Here is a 19,237-nt window from a genome sequence, read left to right as displayed (position 1 = left end):
AAGCTCGCTCCCACATTGGTTTTGCGATGTTACTTACGGTTTTACCAACCGCGCATCCAGACTGTTCTGCGCCAGGCGCCTGGCCTGATCCTGGGTCATGCCCAGATGTTCGTGCAGTGCGTGGAAGTTCTCGGTGACGTAACCACCGAAGTACGCCGGGTCATCGGAGTTCACCGTGACCTTCACGCCGCGTTCGAGCATGTCGAGGATGTTGTGCTGCGACATATGATCGAACACGCAGAGCTTGGTGTTCGACAGCGGGCATACGGTCAGGGGGATCTGCTCGTCGATGATCCGCTGCATCAGGCGCTCGTCTTCGATCGCGCGCACGCCATGATCGATGCGCTGGATTTTCAGCAGGTCGATGGCTTCCCAGATGTACTCAGGCGGGCCTTCTTCACCGGCGTGAGCGACGGTGAGGAAGCCTTCGTCGCGGGCGCGATCGAAGACGCGTTTGAATTTGCTCGGCGGGTGGCCCATCTCCGAACTGTCGAGGCCGACCGCGACAAACGCATCACGGAACGGCAGCGCCTGATCGAGGGTTTTCTGTGCTTCGTCTTCGCTGAGGTGGCGCAGGAAGCTGAGGATCAAACCGCTGCTGATGCCCAGTTGCGTCTCGCCATCCTTGAGCGCGGCGGCGATGCCGTTGAGCACTACTTCGAACGGGATTCCCCGGTCGGTGTGGGTCTGCGGATCGAAGAACGGTTCGGTGTGAATCACGTTCTGTGCTTTGCAGCGCAGCAGGTAGGCCCAGGTCAGGTCGTAGAAATCCTGCGAAGTGCGCAGCACATCGGCGCCCTGGTAATACAGGTCGAGGAATTCCTGCAGATTGTTGAAGGCGTAAGCCTTGCGCAGGGTTTCGACGTCGCTCCACGGCAGGGCGATCTTGTTGCGTTCGGCTAGGGCGAACAGCAATTCAGGCTCCAGCGAACCTTCCAGATGCAGGTGCAGTTCGGCTTTGGGCAGGGCGTTGAGCCAGTCGTACATGGTTTTTTCTCATCAGGTGCAATGCCGGCATTCTACAGAGGCCGGCCGCAACAATTGGCAAAACCTGACCAGCTGATTGATTAAACCGCTGCTTGTTCGCGGCGATAGGCGTAGGTATCGGCGAAGCGCGATAGCAGGAACTCAGCGCAGGTGGTCGTCGGATATTTCGCCGGGTGCTGTGCGTCCTGACAACCAGGCAGGCATTCAATGCGCGTGTCCGGATGCGGTTCGGCGAAGAACGGCATTGAATAGCGGTCGACACCCAGCGGGCTGATCACCCGGTGCGGTGTCGAGCGATAACGGTCGTTGCTCCAGCGCGCCATCATGTCGCCGAGGTTGACCACAAAAGTGCCCTCGATAGGTGGCGCGTCGATCCATTCACCTTTGACGTTCTTCACCTGCAGGCCGCCGGCGCTGTCCTGATAAAGCAGGGTGATGCAGCCGTAATCGGTGTGGGCGCCGGCGCCTTGCTGCTCGGCGCAACTGGCGTTGTGGCGCGGCGGATAATGGATCATGCGCAACACGCTGACCGGCTCGACAAATCGCGTATCGAAGAAGTCGCGCTCGATGCCCAGCGCTAGGGTCATCGCCCGCAACAGGGTTTGCGCCAGCGCCTGGATGTCGAGGTAATGCTGCTCCATCAGCGCTGCCCAGCCGGGTTGCGCCGGATGACGATTGGGGCCTCGCAAAGGTTTTTCTGCGAGCACCTCGGGATGCTCGGCCGGCAAGTGCAGGCCCATGTCGAAGGTTTCTTTCAGATCACTGGGTTTGTCCGGGTCCAGTTGCTCGGTGGCAATCGCTCCGTAGCCGCGATGGTGGCGGGTTTGGGTGATGTCGATTTCGAGTTTTTGTGCCGCAGGCAGGGCGAAGAAGCGCTGGGCGTGATCGAGCAGGGCGTCGATGCGTTGCGCTGAGATCGGATGGCCCTTGATATAGAAAAAGCCCCACTCGCGGCAGGCTTGGTCGATCTGCCCGGCCACGGCGGGCCAGGCATTCTCGTCGGCGCTGTAGAGCGGGCTGATGTCGATGATGGGGAGACTGTTCATGCACTGGTCCTGAAGAAACGCAAACATGAGAACACCGAAAAAACTGTGGGAGCTGGCTTGCCAGCGATGGCGATCCAACTGGCAACAATGATGTTGAATGTGAAGGCCTCATCGCTGGCAAGCCAGCTCCCACAGGGGCGGTGTATTTTTGGAAGTTACTTAGGCATCTCTGCCTTCATGCCCTCAACGTAATAATTCATCGACGCCAGTTCCGCGTTGGTGGCGCTCACGCCGGCCGGGATTTTCTCTGTGCCTGCCTGATCCTTGATCGGCCCGGTGAACGGCTGCAACGTGCCGCTCTTGATGTCAGCGATCAACTGCTCGGCCTCGGCTTTCACCGGCGCTGGCACCAGGTCGCTGATCGGCAGTTCCACCGTGCCTTCCTTCAGCCCGCCCCAGTAATCCTGGGGTTTCCAGGTGTGGTCGATCACGCTCTGCGTCGCCTGAATGTAGTGCGGCGCCCAGTCATTGACGATCGAGGTCAGCACCGCTTTCGGGCCAAAGTGGGCCATGTCCGAGGCGTAACCCACGGCATACACCCCCCGCCGTTCGGCAGCCTGAATCGGCGCCGGGCTGTCGGTGTGCTGGAACACCACGTCGACGCCCTGATCAATCAGCGCGTTGGCGGCATCGGCTTCCTTCCCCGGGTCGAACCAGGAGTTGACCCACACCACTTTGATTTCGGTGCCAGGGTTGTACTTGTTCAAGGCCAGCTGGATGGCGTTGATGTCGCGGATTACTTCCGGAATCGGGAACGAGGCGACGTAGCCGATCTTCCTGGTTTTGGTCATCTTCGCCGCGAGAAATCCGCTGACGTAGCGCCCCTCGTAAGTGCGTGCCAGATAAGTGCCGAGGTTCTTGTCCTGCTTGTAGCCGGTGGCGTGCTCGAACGTCACCTTGGGAAATTGCCTGGCGACTTTCACTGTCGGGTTCATGTAGCCGAAAGACGTGGTGAAGATCAGGTCATATTTGTCCTTGGCCATGTTGCGGATCACCCGCTCGGCGTCGGCGCCCTCGGCGACGTTTTCCACGTAGTTGGTGGTGATCTGCGTGCCGAATTTCTCCGCCAGCGCCTTGCGCCCCTGTTCGTGCTGATACGTCCAGCCGTGGTCACCGATCGGGCCGATGTAGACGAAACCGACCTTCAGCGGATCGGCAGCGCTGGCGCTCAGGCTGATTCCCAGACCGATGGCGGCATACAGCAATTTGTGCAGCGGACGTATTGGCATGAACCCGAACTCCATTTTGTTGTGTGTGCTCAGGGCCAATGCAAATTGCTGACCAACAGGACAACAAACAAAAAGATCGCAGCCTTCGGCAGCTCCTACATGGAAATGCGAACCTGTAGGAGCTGCCGAAGGCTGCGATCTTTTCAGCGTTGGAACCAACGCAGTGCAAGTCAGCGTGCGCGCGCCATGGGTTGGTGCGCAAAGATGTAACGAAACGTTAGCGCCGCCCGGCAGTCAGTAGCTTCATCAGCTCTTTTCGGCAAAAGGCCCGTCATGCTCTCGATCCTCAAACAAGAAAGCTTCCTGCTGCTGGCAGTCCTTGCCGCGTGCGTCGCTTATCCACTGGAACACTGGCTGCTGCACAGCGGCCAGATTGTCGGGTTGGTCGGCGGTCTGCTGCTGATCGCCTTCATAGTCGCCGCCTCGATGCGTGTCGCTCATCACGCCGAACTGCTCGCGGAAAAGGTTGGCGACCCCTACGGCACGATGATTCTCACGCTCTCGGCGGTGCTCGTCGAAGTGGTGATCCTGGCGATCATGATGAGCAACGAGGCCTCGGCAACGCTGGTGCGCGACACGATTTATTCAGCGGTGATGCTCGACATCAACGGCATCCTCGGCCTCGCCGCTTTGATGGGCGGGATCAAACACGGCGAGCAGTCCTACAACGACGACTCGGCGCGCAGCTACAGCGTGATGATTCTGACGGCGATGGGCGTGTCGATGGTGGTGCCGGAGTTCATTCCCGAGGCCAACTGGAAGATGTATTCGGCGTTCACCATTGGCGCGATGATGGTGCTCTACGCGCTGTTCCTGCGCATGCAGGTCGGCCCGCACAGTTACTTTTTCAGCTACAGCTACCCGGACAAACGCCGCAGAAAAGAGCCGGTCGAGCAGGAGCCGAAGCCGGTCAGCCTGGCACTGTCGATCGGCATTCTGGTGTCGGGGGTGGTGATCATCGGCGCACTGGCCGAGGTGATGTCCAAGACCCTGGATGTTGGCTTGGAAGGGACGGGCGCGCCGCCAGTGATCACTGCGATTCTGGTGGCGGCGATTTCGGCGGCGCCGGAGATTCTGACCGCGTTGCGTGCAGCCTTGGCCAATCGCATGCAATCGGTGGTCAACATCGCGATGGGCGCGTCACTGTCGACGGTGATTCTCACCGTGCCGGTGATGGAAGCGATGGCGTTGTACACCGGCCAGCCGTTTCAAATGGCAATGACCCCGGTGCAGACAGTGATGATCTTCATCACCCTGATCGTCAGCGCGATCAACCTCAATGACGGCGAGACCAACGCCATTGAGGGGATGACGCACTTTGTGCTGTTCGCCACGTTTATCATGCTGTCCCTGCTAGGCCTTTAAGCCCACCACAAAACCAACTGTGGGAGCGGGCTTGCTCGCGAAGGCGGCGTGTCAGGCAATTCAATACCGGCTGACACGACGCCTTCGCGAGCAAGCCCGCTCCCACAGGGATTGTTGCTTGGATCAGCTTCCGGCAATCAACTGCCGAGCCGCCTGGCTGTGATCGGCAATCAGACCTTTCAGGTCCAACCCTTCAACCTGTCCATCAACCACACGCCACTTGCCACCGATCATCACCCGATCGGCCCGATCGGCGCCGCAGAGCAGCAGTGCCGAAATCGGATCGTGGCTACCGGAGAAGCGCAGTTCATCAAGCTTGAACAACGCCAGATCCGCCTGTTTGCCGACGGCGATTTCGCCGATATCGGTACGACCGAGCAGGCTCGCCGAACCCTTGGTCGCCCAGCCCAGCACGCGCTCCGGGGTGATTTTTTCGGCACCGTAACGCAGGCGCTGGATGTACAGGGCCTGACGCGCTTCGAGGATCATGTTCGAGGCATCGTTGGACGCCGAACCGTCGACGCCAAGACCGAACAGCGCGCCGGCGTCGGTCAGCTCAATGCTCGGGCAGATGCCGGACGCCAGACGCATGTTCGAGCTTGGGCAATGGCAGATGCCGGTACCGGCCTGGCCGAGGCGGGCGATTTCGTCGGGGTTGAAATGGATGCCGTGGGCCAGCCAGGTACGCGGGCCGAGCCAGCCGACGCTGTCCAGATAGTCGACGGTGCGCAGGCCGAAACGCTGCAGGCAGAAGTCCTCTTCATCGAGGGTTTCTGCGAGGTGGGTGTGCAGACGCACATCCAGCGTGTTCGCCAGATCAGCGCTGGCCGACATGATTTGCGGAGTCACCGAAAACGGTGAACACGGCGCCAGAGCGATCTGGATCTGCGCGCCGTCGCCACGCTCGTGGTACTCGTGAATCAGCCGCTGGCTGTCATCAAGGATCACCTGACCTTCCTGCACCGTTTGTTGCGGGGGCAGGCCGCCGTCCTTCTCGCCGAGACTCATCGAGCCGCGTGTGAGCATGGCGCGCATGCCCAGTTCGCGGACGCTTTCAACCTGCACGTCGATGGCGTTTTCCAGACCGTCAGGGAACAGGTAGTGATGGTCGGCAGCAGTGGTGCAGCCGGAGAGCAGTAACTCGGCCAGCGCCACTTTGGTGGCGAGCGCGAGTTTTTCCGGGGTCAACCGTGCCCATACCGGGTACAGGGTTTTCAGCCACGGAAACAGCGGCTGATTAACCACCGGCGCCCAGGCGCGGGTCAGGGTTTGATAGAAGTGATGGTGAGTGTTGATCAGGCCCGGCAGGATCACATGCTCGCGGGCATCGAACACTTCATTGCACGGCGCCGTCGGCTGCTGACCGACAGCGAGCACTTCGACGATCACGCCGTCTTGCAGCACCAGACCGCCACGGGCGTCGAGCGCGTTGGCCGTGAAAATGGCAAGGGGGTTTTTTAACCAGGTACGGGTCGCAGGCATTGTGGCCGGCTCCTCTGAAAATCGGGTTCAGGGTTGCCAGCTCAGTGTTGCCCTGTCTGCTGATCCAGGGTCGTCGCGAGGACGAGGCGCGCAGTTTCAAACAAATCGCAGCGCCGGGCAAGCGCCACCCGACCATTCACCACGATCCCTGTGTAGGAGCTGCCGAAGGCTGCGATCTTTTGATCTTGTTTTTCAGATTCAAAAGATCCCAGCCTTGGGCAACTCCTGCAGGGGATCTTCAGTGCTTACCAGGGAATCGTTTCACCCTTGTAGTTGACGAAGTGATGCCCGCCCTTGCCGGTAAACGCATTGACCTGATCGATCAGCCCGCGGGTGCTGGTGTCGACGTCGAGATCGGCGCCTTCGCCACCCATGTCGGTCTTCACCCAGCCCGGGTGCAGCGACAGCACGGTCAGTTTCTGCTCGCCCAGTTGCGTGACGAAACTGTTGGTCATGGAATTCAGCGCCGCCTTGCTCGCCTTGTACAGTGCCAGTTCCGGCGCGTCGGGCATGGTCACGCTGCCAAGCACCGAACTCATGAACGCCAGCACGCCGCTGCCGTCGCGGATCTGCCCGACGAAACGCTGGGCCAGATTGATCGGCGCCACCGCGTTGGTGAAAAACAGCTGTCCGACTTCGGCCAGGGTCGCGCCGCCCGGCGTCTGTACTTCCGGGCCTTTGACCCCGGCGTTGACGAACAACAGATCGAAGGTTTCGCCCTTGAGTTTCTGGCTCAGAGCGATCACCGCTTGCTGGTCGTCCATGTCGAGCTTCTCGATGCGCACTTTGCCTAATGCTTGAAGCGCATCGGCATTGGCAGGATTGCGCACGGTAGCAGTGACTTGCCAGCCGTCGGCCAGCAGGGTCTTCACCAGACCGAGGCCCAGGCCCCGGGAGGCGCCTATGATCAGTGCGTTTTTTGCAGACATGAAGGGCTTCCTTGAGGAATGAGGATCATGGATTCAATGGACAGGCCTGACCGAGCCGAAGTTGCAACTCCTGACGCAGCGCGCCGAGTTCGCCCATGCGCGTTTCGATCAGTTGCAGTTTGTCGCGCAGCAACTGCGCCACGGCGTCCTCCGGCTCGGGCGCGTTCCACAGTGCCGTGACGCTGTTGCCGATTTCGCCGAGAGTAAATCCCAGGCGTTGCGCCGTTTTGATATAGAGCACCAGTTGCACCATCTGCGGCGGGTAGTCGCGATAACCGTTGGCACTGCGTTGCGCCGCGATCAACCCGCGCTGCTCGTAAAAACGCAAGGTGTCACGGCTGACGGCGCTGGCCTGGGCTAATTCACCGATGCGCATGCGGGCTCTCAAAAAGGACTATTGACCCTGGAGCATACTCCAGGCTTTACCGTGCTTGCTCCCTGAATTTCTGGAGCATGGATGATGTGGACTTCAACGCAGTATCGCAACGTGGTGCGTGGCAGTGCCTGGTATGACCTGATCGTCACGGCAGCGTTTGCCACGCCGTGGAGTTTCGCCGTTGTGCACGGAGTGTTGAGCGCACTGAATTTGCCCGGCGAACTGCCGACGTTTCAGCCTGTGCATATGTTGATGGCGAATCTGCTGGGGTCAGTGGTGTGTGTTTGGGCGGTGCTGCGGATTCGTGATCCGCAGGCGCTTTATGGACGCTATGACGCGGTGGCCAGATTTTTGTTTGCGGCTTGGCAGGGGTATGCCTTGGCCCATGGCGCAAGTTCGATTTTGATTATTTTCCTGGTCTTCGAACTGGCGTGGGGCGTTGCTCAAGTGTTGCCTGTGCGGACGCCTTCGCGAGCGAGCGAATTCACCTCTTAATGCCCCGATTGCCAAGGCTGCCCCAACGACACCGGCGCATACAGTCGTGTGCGCACGGCATCGCGGGACAGCAACACCAGCACTACGATCGTTGCCACATACGGCAGCATCGCCAGCAGGCTCGAAGGAATCGCCAGCCCCAATCCCTGCGCCACCAAATGCAGGATGCTGGCAAGGCCGAACAGATACGCGCCGAGCAACAATCGCCATACGCGCCAGCTGGCAAACACCACCAGCGCCAGGGCGATCCAGCCGCGGCCGGCGGTCATGTTTTCTGCCCACATCGGCGTATAGGCCAGCGACAGATACGCCCCCGCCAACCCGGCCATCGCCCCGCCAAACAGCACCGCCAATGTGCGCACGGTCAACACCGGCACGCCCATTGCGCTCGCTGCATCCGGGTTCTCGCCGACTGCCTGAATTATCAACCCGACACGACTTTTGATGATCACCCACGCCACCAGCGCAAACAGCGCGAACGACAGATACACCAGCAGATCCTGGGCAAACAGCATCCGCCCCAGCAGCGGAATTTCACTCAAATAGGGAATCGCCAATGGCTCGAAACCCGCCAGCGGCTTACCGACCCAAGCCGCGCCGACAAAGGTCGAAAGCCCGACACCGAAAATCGTCAACGCCAACCCGGTTGCCACCTGGTTGGCGTTGAACACCAGCGCGACCAAGGCAAACAGCGACGACAGCAGCATGCCGGCGAGCATCGCCAACAGCACGCCCAGCCACAGGTTGCCGCTGTTGAGGGCGACGATAAAACCGATCACCGCGCCGAACAGCATCATGCCTTCCTGGCCAAGATTGAGGACGCCGCTTTTCTCGCAGATCAGTTCACCCAACGCCACCAGCAGCAGCGGCGTGCCGCAGCGGACCATGGCGTAGAAAATGTTGCTCAGCAGATCGATATCCATCACAGCGCTCCGGCGGTTACGGCAGTGGTCGAGGCGCGCCGGGTCCAGCGCAGTTTCAGGCGTGGCCGATAGAGAATCAGCACGTCGCAGGCGAGCAGGAAAAACAGCATCATGCCCTGAAATAATTGAGTGATTGCCTGCGGCAGATTGAGCGACATCTGCGCGCTCTCGCCGCCGATGTACAGCAGCGCCATCAGCAGACTGGAGAACAGAATGCCGATCGGATTCAACCGTCCGAGAAACGCCACGGTAATGGCCGCGTAGCCATAACCTGGCGACACCTGCGGTACCAGTTGGCCAATCGGTCCGGTCACTTCGCAGACCCCGGCGAGCCCGGCCAGGCCACCGCTGATCAACAGCACCAGCCAGATCAGGCGTTTCTCGCGAAAGCCGACGAAGCCTGCCGCACGCTTGTCCAGACCCAGCACTTTGATCTGGAAACCGATAAAGCTCTTCTGCAACAGCACCCACACCGCCACTAGCGCGAGCAGGGCGAAATACACCCCAGCGTGCACGCGGCCGTCCTCCAGCAGCAGTGGCAGGCGACTGGCGTCGCCGAACATCGCCGACTCGGGGAAATTGAACCCCGCAGGATCTTTCAATGGGCCATGCACGCAAAACAGCAGCAGGTTCAACGCGATGTAATTAAGCATGATGCTGGTGAGGATTTCGTTGGCGTTGAAGCGCGTTCGCAGCCATGCGGTGAGTCCGGCCCACGCGGCGCCGGCGAAGGTGCCGGTCAACAGGATCAGCACCAGCGCCCAGCGACTTTGCACATCGATAATATTCACCGCCAAAGCACTGCCGGCCAATGCGCCGAGCAGCAGTTGACCTTCGGCGCCGATGTTCCATATCCGCGCCTGATAAGCCACCGCCAGACCGAGTGCGCAGAGCAGAATCGGCAGCGCTTTGACCAGCAATTCAGACACGCCATATAAATCGCTGACCGGCGCGATCAGCAGCGTGTGTAAGGTTTGCAGTGAATCGTGGCCCAGCGCGACGAACAACAGCGAGCCGCAGCCGAGGGTCAGCACCGCCGCCAATAAGGGCGAGCACCACAGCATCACGCGCGATTGCTGGCCACGAGGTTCGAGAGAAAGCAGCATGGTTGGAACTCCGTTAAACCGAGGCGGCGCAAGGTGAGTGATCGAACTGGCCGGCCATCCACGCGCCGACATCGCTCAGTTGTGTCGCGCACGTTGCTTGCAGTGTCGACAGACGCCCGCCGCACAGCGCACCGAGGCGATCGCTGATCTGGAACAATTCATCAAGGTCTTCGGAAATCACCAGGATCGCCGCGCCGGCATCACGCAGGGCAATCAAGGCGCTATGGATGGTCGCGGCTGCGCCAACGTCGACGCCCCAGGTCGGGTGCGCGGCGATCAGCAGTTTCGGTTGCTGCAGAATTTCCCGGCCGAGGATGAATTTCTGCAGATTGCCGCCCGACAGGCTGCGCGCAGCGGTTTGCGTGCCTGGTGTTTTAACGCCGAAACGCTGGATGATCTGCCGCGCCAGCGCCTCGACTTTGCCGCGTTGAATCAGCCCGCTGCTGACCAGTCCTTGCTGGAATGCACTGAGCAGGGCGTTATCGGCCAGACTCAACTCCGGCACCGCACCGTGGCCGAGTCGTTCGGCCGGCACGAAGGCCAGGCCCAGTTTGCGTCGCGCATCCGGGCGCAGATGAGCAACGTTTCGCTCAGCGAAGCGAATGCTCGCCGATTGCGCACCAGGCAAGGGCTGTTCGCCGCTGAGCAGGGCGAGCAACTCATCCTGGCCATTGCCGGCGACGCCAGCGATGCCAACGATTTCACCGCTGCGCACTTGCACATTGATGTCATGCAGCGAGCAGCCAAAAGGATCCGGGTTGTGCCAACTCAAACCGCTCACCTGCAGAAACGCCGCGCCACCGCTGACTTTCCGATACTCGCCAATCAATGCCGCCGCTTCGCCGACCATCAGTTGCGCCAGTTGCTGATCCGAACACTGGGCCGGCACGCAATGCCCCGCTACCCGACCGCCGCGCAGCACCGTGGCGTTGTGGCACAAGGCGCGCACTTCGCCGAGTTTGTGGCTGATAAACAGAATGCTGCAGCCCTCGGCAGCCAGGTGCCGCAGGGTAATGAACAACTCGTCAGCCTCTTGCGGCGTCAGCACCGAGGTCGGCTCGTCGAGAATCAGCAGGCGGATGTCTTGCATCAGGCAACGAATGATTTCCACGCGCTGGCGCTCGCCGATCGACAGGCTGTGAACAAGTCGCTCCGGCTCCAGTGCCATGCCATAACGGCGGGATACTTCGCGAATCTTCGGCTCCAGTTGCTTCGGCGTTCCGGCTTTCGCACCCATCGCCAGCGCGATGTTCTGCGCCACGCTAAGGGTTTCGAACAACGAGAAATGCTGGAACACCATGCCAATGCCCAACTGCCGCGCCTGCGCCGGATTGCGGATATGCACGCGTTGACCCTGCCATAGCATTTCACCGCTATCGCACTGGGTGACACCGTAAATGATCTTCATCAACGTACTTTTGCCCGCGCCGTTTTCACCGAGCAAAGCGTGGATTTCACCCGGCGCGATGGTCAGGTCGATGTCATCGTTGGCCAGACATCCGGGGTAGCGTTTGCTGATCTGGCGCAGTTGCAGGCGCGGTGGTGAAGAGGCGATGGACATGACAGGCTCGACTGACTTGGAGTTGTGCCTGTGGATAAAGCAATTTCCTGGCCATTGAGTCAGGAACGCCGGCCCAACCCGTTGCCAAACGCTGATTGCAGCGCATCGGCGCTCGATTTGTTTCATGATCGAGCACCATTTCAGCGCAAAGCCGTTGATCCGGCTCCAGTTTTGCCCGTGAGCAGTTGGTTAAAAAACGAGCAATCACTTGGGGGCTAGGCAGATCCAGCGACTGCGGCGGTCATGAACGGCTTATCCACAGATTGCTCCACAGTAATTGTGCGCAAGCGTTGAGGTAGGGCATAAGCACTGTAATGCTTTGTTCTATTGGTGATATACGCAGTTAACTTCTTGTTTTTGCGACGAATTTCCGTTTCGTCGGGTCATTTGAACGAAAAGTGAACAAATCGCGCAAAGCCGCATGACAGAAGGGTTACAGCGGTATGTGCTCAGGTTATCCACAAGCGGGTGCACAGCAGGTGTGGGCAACTTGCCAATCGGGGATGCCCTAAAAGATCGCAGCCTTCGGCAGCTCCTGCAGGGGAACGCATTTCAACTGTAGGAGCTGCGGAACGCTGCGATCTATTGATCTTGAATTTATCGCTGCAACAAAATCCGTCCACGGCTCAGATCAGCAAGTTGCGTTTGCAAGACGTCGATCTGCGCTTCCCCCACCGCCAACTTCAACTCCACGCCATTGGCCGTGAAGTTTTCCTCCACCACCAGCCCACCCAGATCCGCCACGCGCAGCTTCACCAGCGCCAGTTCGGCGAAGCCACAGGCGCAACTCAGCGGCACCCGGCTGATCAGCTCGACTTTTTCCGCCGCTTGCAGGCATTTATTGGCGCCGCCGCCGTAGGCCCTGGCCAAGCCGCCGGTGCCCAGTTGAATGCCGCCGTACCAGCGGATCACCAGCACCGCGACCTGATCGCAATCCTGCGCTTCGATCGCCGCCAGAATCGGGCGCCCGGCAGTGCCGCCGGGCTCGCCGTCGTCAGTGCTGCGGTATTGCGCGCCGAGTTTCCACGCCCAGCAGTTGTGCGTGGCGTTCAGATCGCTGTGCAGCTCGAAAAAAGCCTGCGCGTCGGCGGGGCTGCTGATCGGCGTGGCCAGCGTGATAAAGCGGCTTTTGCGAATCTCTTCGCGGTATTCGCAAAAACCGCTGAGGGTGAAAGGCATAAACGTCTTATAGAGAAGGAGTGAGGCCGCAGCCTTTGAGAATGATGCGGATCAGGTTGTTGCCGGCGTCTTCCATGTCCTGCCTGGTCAACTTGCTGCGCCCGGTGACGCGGCAGATCTGCGTGGCGAAGTCGGCGTAATGCTGGGTGCTGCCCCACAGCAGGAAGATCAGGTGCACCGGATCGACCGGGTCCATTTTGCCCGCATCGATCCACGCCTGAAACACCGCAGCACGCCCGGTGAACCAGGCGCGGTAATCCTGATTGAAGTATTCGCTCAGGCATTCGCCGCCGCTGATCACTTCCATGGCGAAGATTCGCGAGGCCTGTGGCTGGCGCCGGGAAAATTCCATCTTCGCGCGGATGTAGCGGGTCAGGGCTTCGGCCGGATCATCCTCGGCGGTGAGGGTGTTGAAGGTGCTGTCCCACAACTCGATGATGTTGCTCAGCACTGCTACGTACAAACCGAGTTTGTTGGTGAAGTAGTAATGCAGGTTGGCCTTGGGCAGTCCGGCATTCTGCGCGATGGTGTTCATGCTGGTGCCTTTGAACCCGTGACGGGCGAACTCGTCTTCGGCGGCTTTGAGGATGGTCTCTTCGTTCTTCTGACGAATGCGGCTGGCGGGTTTGCCGCCGTGGGCTGGGACTTCAAAGGTCATAGGCACTTCCGGGATTGTCTGTGGGTGCAACCAGTTGCGTTGATAGCGCACCCACAGGCATCCGACAAGTCCTTGCGCAGAAAAACAGTTACGCCTGTTCGATCTTGTTCATTGATGCGGGGTTTTGCGCTGCTGCGGTTTTGCCTTCGGGCAACAACAGACAGAGGAAGATTGCTGTCAGCCCGCCGCTGGTGATCGCCGAGTCGAACAGGTTCTGCACCAGTTTAGGCAGCAGGTGCAGCAGGTTCGGTTGCGCGGCGATGCCAAGGCCGACGCCGAACGAAGTGGCGATGATCAACATACTGCGCCGGTCCAGCGGCGACTGCGCAAGGATGCGCACTCCGGCCGCCGCGACGGCGCCGAACATCACCAGCGTCGCACCGCCTAGCACCGGTTTTGGGATCTGTTGCAACACCGCGCCGATCATCGGGAACAGGCCGAGGCAGAACAGGATCGCGCCGATGTAGAGGCCGACGTAGCGGCTGGCAACGCCGGTCAGCTGGATCACGCCGTTGTTCTGCGCGAACGTCGTATTAGGGAACGCGCTGAAGGTCGCCGCGATCATGCAGCTCACGCCATCGCCAAGCACGCCACCGCGCAAGCGACTTATATAAGAAGGGCCGTAGATCGGTTGGCGGGCGAGCATGCAATTGGCGGTGAGGTCGCCGACGGTTTCGATGGTGCTGATCAGATAAATCAGCGCGACCGGCAGGAAAGCCGTCCAGTCGAAGTTGAAACCAAACTTGAACGGCGTAGGAAAACTCACCAGCGGCAAGTCAGGCAGCGGCTGCGGGACGAATTTCCCGCTGAACCACGCCGCCAGACTACCCAGCAGCAAACCGATAATGATCGCCGACAGCCGTACCCACGGTGTATTCGAGCGGTTGAGCAGAATGATCGTCAGCAGCACGAACACGCCCAAGGCCAGATTGCCCGGCGCGCCGAAGTCCGGCGCATTGAAGCCGCCACCCAGATCGGTGATGCCGACCTTGATCAGGCTGATGCCGATCAGGGTGATGACAATGCCGGTCACCAGCGGTGTCACCACTCGGCGCAACTGACCGATGAAGCGGCTGAGCACGATCTGCACGATTGCGCCGAAAAAGCACACGCCGAAAATCATCGCCAGAATATCTTCCGGGCTGCCGCCGCGCTGCTTGACCAGAAACCCGGCCGACAGCACCGCACCGAGAAACGCGAAACTGGTGCCTTGCAGACAGATCATCCCCGCGCCAATGCCGAACGGTCGCCGCGCCTGGATAAAGGTGCCGACGCCCGAGACCATCAGCGCCATGCTGATCAGGTACGGTAGATGCGCGGTCAGCCCGAGCGCGGAGCCGATCACCAGCGGCGGGGTGATGATGCCGACGAAACTGGCGAGCACGTGTTGCAACGCGGCGAGGATCGCGGCGGGAGGTTTGGGACGGTCGTTGAGGCCGTAGATCAGTTCACTGGACGAATCGGAGTCTGGCTGCATGGCTTTGGCTTCTTGAAGGATCGAGTTACGCCTTCTCTGCAAAAACCTGTCCACTTGCTCAGCTTTCGTGAATAACGACCGTCAGAAGTAGGAGCTGCCGAAGGCTGCGATCTTTTGATCTCGCGTTCAGCGCGTCGCCGCCAGACTCTCCAAAAAGCTTTCCAGCACCAAATGAGGGCGCCGGCCCTTGCGCGTGACCGATGCCAGACTCAAATCGTAAAAGCGCGTGCCGGCCTTGAGCGCCCGCAACCGTCCTTGCTGCACCCAAAGGCTGGCGTAATGATCCGGCAAATAGCCGATATAACGCCCGGTCAGAATCAGAAACGCCATGCCCTCGCGATCCGACGCGCTGGCGGTGCAGTTGAGCGCCTGATAATGCGCCTGAATCTCCGCCGGCAACCGAAAGGTCGGTGCAATCGCGTCCTGACTGTCGAGGCGTTGGTCATCGAGCTGTTTGTCATCGACATAAAACAGCGGATGACCAACGGCGCAGTACAGCAGCGAACGCTCGCTGTACAACGGCTGATACTCCAGACCCGACAATGCACTGGCCTGCGGCACCACACCCACATGCAAGCGCCCATCGAGTACACCTTGTTCAACTTCGTTTGGCGCGATCATGCGAATCTGAATCTGCACGTCCGGCCCACGCTCTTTCAACTGCGCGAGGGCGTGGGTGATGCGCATGTGGGGCAGGGTGACCAGATTGTCGGTCAGGCCGATGATCAACTCGCCGCGCAGGTGTTGATGCAGACCGTTTACCTCAGTGCGGAAACTTTCCAGCGCGCTCAATAATTGCAGCGCTGATTGATACACCTCACGACCTTCCTCGGTCAGCGAAAACCCGGCCCGCCCACGCTGGCACAAGCGCAATCCGAGGCGCTGCTCCAGATCGCTCATCTGCTGGCTGATCGCCGAACGCCCGATACCGAGCACGGTTTCCGCTGCGGAGAAGCCGCCACACTCCACGACGCTGCGAAAAATCCGCAGCAGGCGAATATCAAAATCACTGACCTGGGCCAGCGGATCGGCGCGGCGGCTGCTCATTTTTTGTTCTCTTTGTTTAGCATTGATCTAACTGAAGGTTAGAAGAGTTGGATTTCACCGACTTTATCGCCATGGCAACTTAGCCGCAACAACGCTTTCCATCTCCCTGACGCTTATGCCCTGCGAGGTTTTGCCCGATGAACATGCCTGAAAACGCGCCGTCGCCACTGGCCAGCCAACTGAAGCTGGACGCGCACTGGATGCCGTACACCGCCAACCGCAACTTTCAGCGCGACCCGCGGCTGATTGTCGGCGCAGAAGGCAGCTGGCTGTTCGACGACAAGGGCCGCAAGATCTACGATTCGCTGTCTGGTTTGTGGACCTGCGGCGCCGGGCACACCCGCAAGGAAATTCAAGAGGCCGTTTCGAAACAACTGGGCACTCTCGATTACTCGCCAGGCTTCCAGTACGGCCATCCGTTGTCGTTCCAGTTGGCAGAGAAAATCACCGAACTGACCCCGGGCAACCTGAACCACGTGTTCTTCACCGACTCCGGTTCCGAATGCGCCGATACCGCCGTGAAAATGGTCCGTGCCTACTGGCGCCTGAAAGGCCAGGCGACCAAGACCAAAATGATCGGCCGTGCCCGTGGCTACCACGGCGTGAATATCGCTGGCACCAGCCTCGGCGGCGTCAACGGCAACCGCAAACTGTTTGGTCAGGCGATGATGGATGTCGATCATCTGCCGCACACGTTGCTGGCGAGCAATGCCTTTTCCCGTGGCATGCCGGAGCAGGGCGGTATCGCGTTGGCCGATGAGCTGCTGAAGTTGATCGAGCTGCACGACGCCTCCAACATCGCTGCCGTGTTCGTTGAACCGATGGCCGGGTCTGCCGGGGTACTGGTTCCGCCGCAGGGTTACCTCAAGCGTCTGCGCGAGATCTGCGATCAGCACAACATCTTGCTGGTGTTCGACGAAGTGATCACCGGTTTCGGTCGCACCGGTTCGATGTTCGGTGCAGACAGCTTCGGCGTGACCCCGGACCTGATGTGCATCGCCAAGCAAGTCACCAACGGCGCGATTCCAATGGGCGCGGTGATTGCCAGTTCCGAGATTTATCAGACCTTCATGAACCAGCCGACGCCGGAGTACGCCGTGGAATTCCCCCATGGCTACACCTATTCGGCGCACCCGGTGGCGTGCGCCGCTGGCCTGGCCGCACTCGATCTGCTGCAAAAGGAACAGCTGGTGCAGAGCGTCGCGGAAGTCGCGCCGCATTTCGAAAACGCACTGCACGGTCTGAAAGGCTCGAAGAACGTCATCGATATCCGCAACTACGGTCTGGCCGGCGCGATCCAGATTGCCGGGCGCGACGGCGATGCCATCGTGCGTCCGTTCGAAGCGGGCATGGCCTTGTGGAAAGCCGGGTTCTACGTGCGTTTCGGCGGCGACACCCTGCAGTTCGGCCCGACCTTCAACAGCAAGCCGCAAGACCTTGATCGTCTGTTCGACGCGGTCGGCGAAGTGCTGAACAAGCTCGACTGATTTTTCTCTCTATATATATGTACAAAAATGCGGGCGCCTGTTGCGGCGCCTGCGGACCAGAATTCAGGAGTGTTCGATGAGCGTTATCCCGCATTTGATCAATGGCGAACTGGTGACCGAAACCGGTCGCGCAGTGGATGTGTTCAACCCGTCTACCGGCCAGGCGATCCATAAACTGCCATTGGCCAGTCAAGCAACTATTCAGAAAGCCATCGATGCCGCCAAGGCCGCGTTCCCGGCCTGGCGCAACACGCCGCCGGCCAAACGCGCCCAGGTCATGTTCCGTTTCAAGCAACTGCTGGAGCAGAACGAAGCACGCATCTCGCAGTTGATCAGCGAAGAGCACGGCAAGACCCTGGAAGACGCCGCCGGTGAATTGAAGCGCGGTATCGAGAACGTAGAGTTCGCCTGCGCCGCGCCGGAAATCCTCAAGGGCGAGTACAGCCGCAACGTCGGCCCGAACATTGACGCCTGGTCGGACTTTCAGCCATTGGGGATTGTTGCCGGTATCACCCCGTTCAACTTCCCGGCGATGGTGCCGCTGTGGATGTACCCGCTGGCGATCGTTTGCGGCAACTGCTTCATCCTCAAGCCATCCGAGCGCGATCCAAGCTCGACGCTACTGATCGCTCAGTTGCTGTTGGAAGCGGGCTTGCCGAAAGGCGTGATGAGCGTGGTCCATGGTGACAAGACTGCGGTGGACGCGCTGATCGAAGCGCCGGAAGTCAAAGCGCTGAGCTTCGTGGGCTCGACGCCGATTGCCGAATACATCTACGCCGAAGGCACCAAGCGCGGCAAACGCGTTCAGGCACTGGGCGGCGCGAAGAACCACGCGGTGCTGATGCCCGATGCTGATCTGGACAACGCGGTCAGTGCATTGATGGGCGCGGCGTACGGTTCCTGCGGCGAACGCTGCATGGCCATCTCGGTGGCCGTGTGTGTTGGCGATCAGGTCGCGGACGCGCTGGTGGCGAAACTGGTTCCACAGATCAAAGCGCTGAAAATCGGCGCGGGTACGTCGTGCGGTCTGGACATGGGCCCGTTGGTTACCGGTCAGGCGCGTGACAAGGTCAGCGGTTATGTCGATGACGGTGTGGCGGCGGGCGCGACCCTGGTGGTCGATGGTCGTGGTCTGAGTGTGACCGGTCATGAAGAAGGCTTCTTCCTCGGCGGCTGCCTGTTCGACAACGTCACCCCGGAGATGCGCATCTATAAAGAAGAGATCTTCGGCCCGGTGCTGTGCGTGGTGCGAGTGAACAGCCTGGAAGAGGCGATGCAACTGATCAACGATCACGAATACGGCAACGGCACCTGCATCTTCACTCGTGATGGCGAAGCGGCGCGTCTGTTCTGCGACGAGATCGAAGTCGGCATGGTTGGCGTCAACGTGCCGCTGCCTGTGCCGGTGGCTTATCACAGCTTCGGCGGTTGGAAGCGTTCGCTGTTTGGCGACCTTCATGCGTATGGCCCGGATGGGGTGCGTTTCTATACTCGTCGCAAGGCGATCACTCAGCGTTGGCCACAACGTGCGAGTCATGAAGCTTCGCAGTTCGCATTCCCTAGCTTATAAGGAGCAGGGTGCAGGAGGCCGACCTATAGGGTCGGCCTTCGTGTTTTCGGGGCTTTTTGACCGATATGACAGAAATATGAAAATAGGTGTTGACGGCAGATTCCAGAGGTCTATAATTCGCCCCACTTCCGGCGCAGTCGAAGCGGAAAACTCCTTGAGATTCAAAGAGTTATGCAGTTTTCGACAGCGACTTGCTTCAGATCATCGAAGTCTGGAAGGAGTTGAAAGAGCAATGATGTGTAGCTCTTTTAACGGTTCGATCTTCTCGGTCGAAAGCGGAGAAAAAGAGGTGTTGACAGCAGCGATTAACGCTGTAGAAT

At 59.9% G+C, this 19,237-nt stretch carries 17 protein-coding genes; 4 read left to right on the top strand and 13 right to left on the bottom strand.

Features of this window, described 5'->3' with window-relative positions; translation table 11 throughout:
- Positions 1-33: 33 nt before the first annotated feature.
- From ACP7D9_RS24150 to ACP7D9_RS24140, 3 genes are all read right to left on the bottom strand, one after another.
- Positions 34-987 (bottom strand): adenosine deaminase, encoded by a 954-nt coding sequence (locus tag ACP7D9_RS24150; protein ID WP_065615564.1) that lies wholly within the window; start codon positions 985-987, stop codon positions 34-36.
- A gap of 80 nt (positions 988-1,067) precedes the next feature.
- The gene (locus ACP7D9_RS24145) at positions 1,068-2,033 is read right to left on the bottom strand and encodes a 2-oxoglutarate and iron-dependent oxygenase domain-containing protein (RefSeq protein ID WP_426159816.1); all 966 of its coding nucleotides are present in this window, start codon (positions 2,031-2,033) and stop codon (positions 1,068-1,070) included.
- A 155-nt stretch (positions 2,034-2,188) separates the two neighbouring features.
- On the bottom strand, positions 2,189-3,262 hold the full coding sequence (locus tag ACP7D9_RS24140; RefSeq protein ID WP_426159815.1) for a BMP family ABC transporter substrate-binding protein: 1,074 nt from the start codon (positions 3,260-3,262) through the stop codon (positions 2,189-2,191).
- 273 nt (positions 3,263-3,535) lie between these two features.
- Here ACP7D9_RS24140 and ACP7D9_RS24135 point away from each other — a divergent pair, with 273 nt between their 5' ends.
- A complete protein-coding gene (locus tag ACP7D9_RS24135; protein ID WP_426159814.1) occupies positions 3,536-4,627 on the top strand; it encodes a calcium:proton antiporter in 1,092 nt (363 codons plus the stop codon).
- Positions 4,628-4,750: 123 nt separating this feature from the next.
- Here ACP7D9_RS24135 and ACP7D9_RS24130 read toward each other — a convergent pair whose 3' ends face one another.
- From ACP7D9_RS24130 to ACP7D9_RS24120, 3 genes are all read right to left on the bottom strand, one after another.
- Entirely contained in the window at positions 4,751-6,109 is a 1,359-nt protein-coding gene (locus ACP7D9_RS24130) for an 8-oxoguanine deaminase (protein WP_426159813.1), read from the bottom strand.
- A gap of 245 nt (positions 6,110-6,354) precedes the next feature.
- On the bottom strand, positions 6,355-7,038 hold the full coding sequence (locus ACP7D9_RS24125) for an SDR family oxidoreductase (protein WP_426159812.1): 684 nt from the start codon (positions 7,036-7,038) through the stop codon (positions 6,355-6,357).
- A 25-nt stretch (positions 7,039-7,063) separates the two neighbouring features.
- The gene (locus ACP7D9_RS24120; protein WP_426159811.1) at positions 7,064-7,414 is read right to left on the bottom strand and encodes a MerR family transcriptional regulator; all 351 of its coding nucleotides are present in this window, start codon (positions 7,412-7,414) and stop codon (positions 7,064-7,066) included.
- Between the two features lie 84 nt (positions 7,415-7,498).
- Between ACP7D9_RS24120 and ACP7D9_RS24115 the strand changes: the two genes are divergently transcribed.
- A complete protein-coding gene (locus ACP7D9_RS24115) occupies positions 7,499-7,909 on the top strand; it encodes a hypothetical protein (protein ID WP_426159924.1) in 411 nt (136 codons plus the stop codon).
- Here ACP7D9_RS24115 and ACP7D9_RS24110 read toward each other — a convergent pair.
- The 7 genes from ACP7D9_RS24110 to ACP7D9_RS24080 form a co-directional block, all read right to left on the bottom strand.
- Complete coding sequence (locus ACP7D9_RS24110; protein ID WP_426159810.1) at positions 7,906-8,832, bottom strand: ABC transporter permease; 927 nt, start codon at positions 8,830-8,832, stop codon at positions 7,906-7,908. The genes ACP7D9_RS24115 and ACP7D9_RS24110 overlap by 4 nt on opposite strands.
- Positions 8,832-9,938, bottom strand: coding sequence for an ABC transporter permease (locus ACP7D9_RS24105; protein ID WP_426159809.1), 1,107 nt, complete (start codon positions 9,936-9,938; stop codon positions 8,832-8,834). Before ACP7D9_RS24105 ends, ACP7D9_RS24110 begins: the two co-directional genes overlap by 1 nt.
- Positions 9,939-9,951: 13 nt before the next feature.
- Positions 9,952-11,499, bottom strand: coding sequence for an ABC transporter ATP-binding protein (locus ACP7D9_RS24100; protein ID WP_426159808.1), 1,548 nt, complete (start codon positions 11,497-11,499; stop codon positions 9,952-9,954).
- A 597-nt stretch (positions 11,500-12,096) separates the two neighbouring features.
- Positions 12,097-12,678, bottom strand: a complete 582-nt coding sequence (locus ACP7D9_RS24095) for an IMPACT family protein (protein WP_101158208.1) — start codon at positions 12,676-12,678, stop codon at positions 12,097-12,099.
- Between the two features lie 7 nt (positions 12,679-12,685).
- Positions 12,686-13,336 (bottom strand): TetR/AcrR family transcriptional regulator, encoded by a 651-nt coding sequence (locus ACP7D9_RS24090; RefSeq protein WP_101158207.1) that lies wholly within the window; start codon positions 13,334-13,336, stop codon positions 12,686-12,688.
- Positions 13,337-13,424: 88 nt separating this feature from the next.
- Positions 13,425-14,813, bottom strand: a complete 1,389-nt coding sequence (locus ACP7D9_RS24085) for a uracil-xanthine permease family protein (RefSeq protein WP_426159807.1) — start codon at positions 14,811-14,813, stop codon at positions 13,425-13,427.
- Between the two features lie 126 nt (positions 14,814-14,939).
- Positions 14,940-15,860 (bottom strand): LysR family transcriptional regulator, encoded by a 921-nt coding sequence (locus ACP7D9_RS24080; protein WP_056787796.1) that lies wholly within the window; start codon positions 15,858-15,860, stop codon positions 14,940-14,942.
- Between the two features lie 137 nt (positions 15,861-15,997).
- Between ACP7D9_RS24080 and ACP7D9_RS24075 the strand changes: the two genes are divergently transcribed.
- Positions 15,998-17,347 carry an aspartate aminotransferase family protein gene (locus tag ACP7D9_RS24075; RefSeq protein WP_426159806.1) on the top strand — a complete coding sequence of 450 codons (1,350 nt, stop codon included), beginning with the start codon at positions 15,998-16,000 and terminating at the stop codon, positions 17,345-17,347.
- Positions 17,348-17,423: 76 nt separating this feature from the next.
- Positions 17,424-18,917, top strand: a complete 1,494-nt coding sequence (locus ACP7D9_RS24070; RefSeq protein ID WP_101158203.1) for a CoA-acylating methylmalonate-semialdehyde dehydrogenase — start codon at positions 17,424-17,426, stop codon at positions 18,915-18,917.
- Positions 18,918-19,237 lie beyond the last annotated feature (320 nt).

It is taken from the genome of Pseudomonas sp. TSRC2-2 (assembly GCF_049897785.1).
Taxonomy (GTDB): Bacteria; Pseudomonadota; Gammaproteobacteria; order Pseudomonadales; family Pseudomonadaceae; genus Aquipseudomonas.
This window is presented reverse-complemented; position numbering and strand designations above follow the sequence as displayed.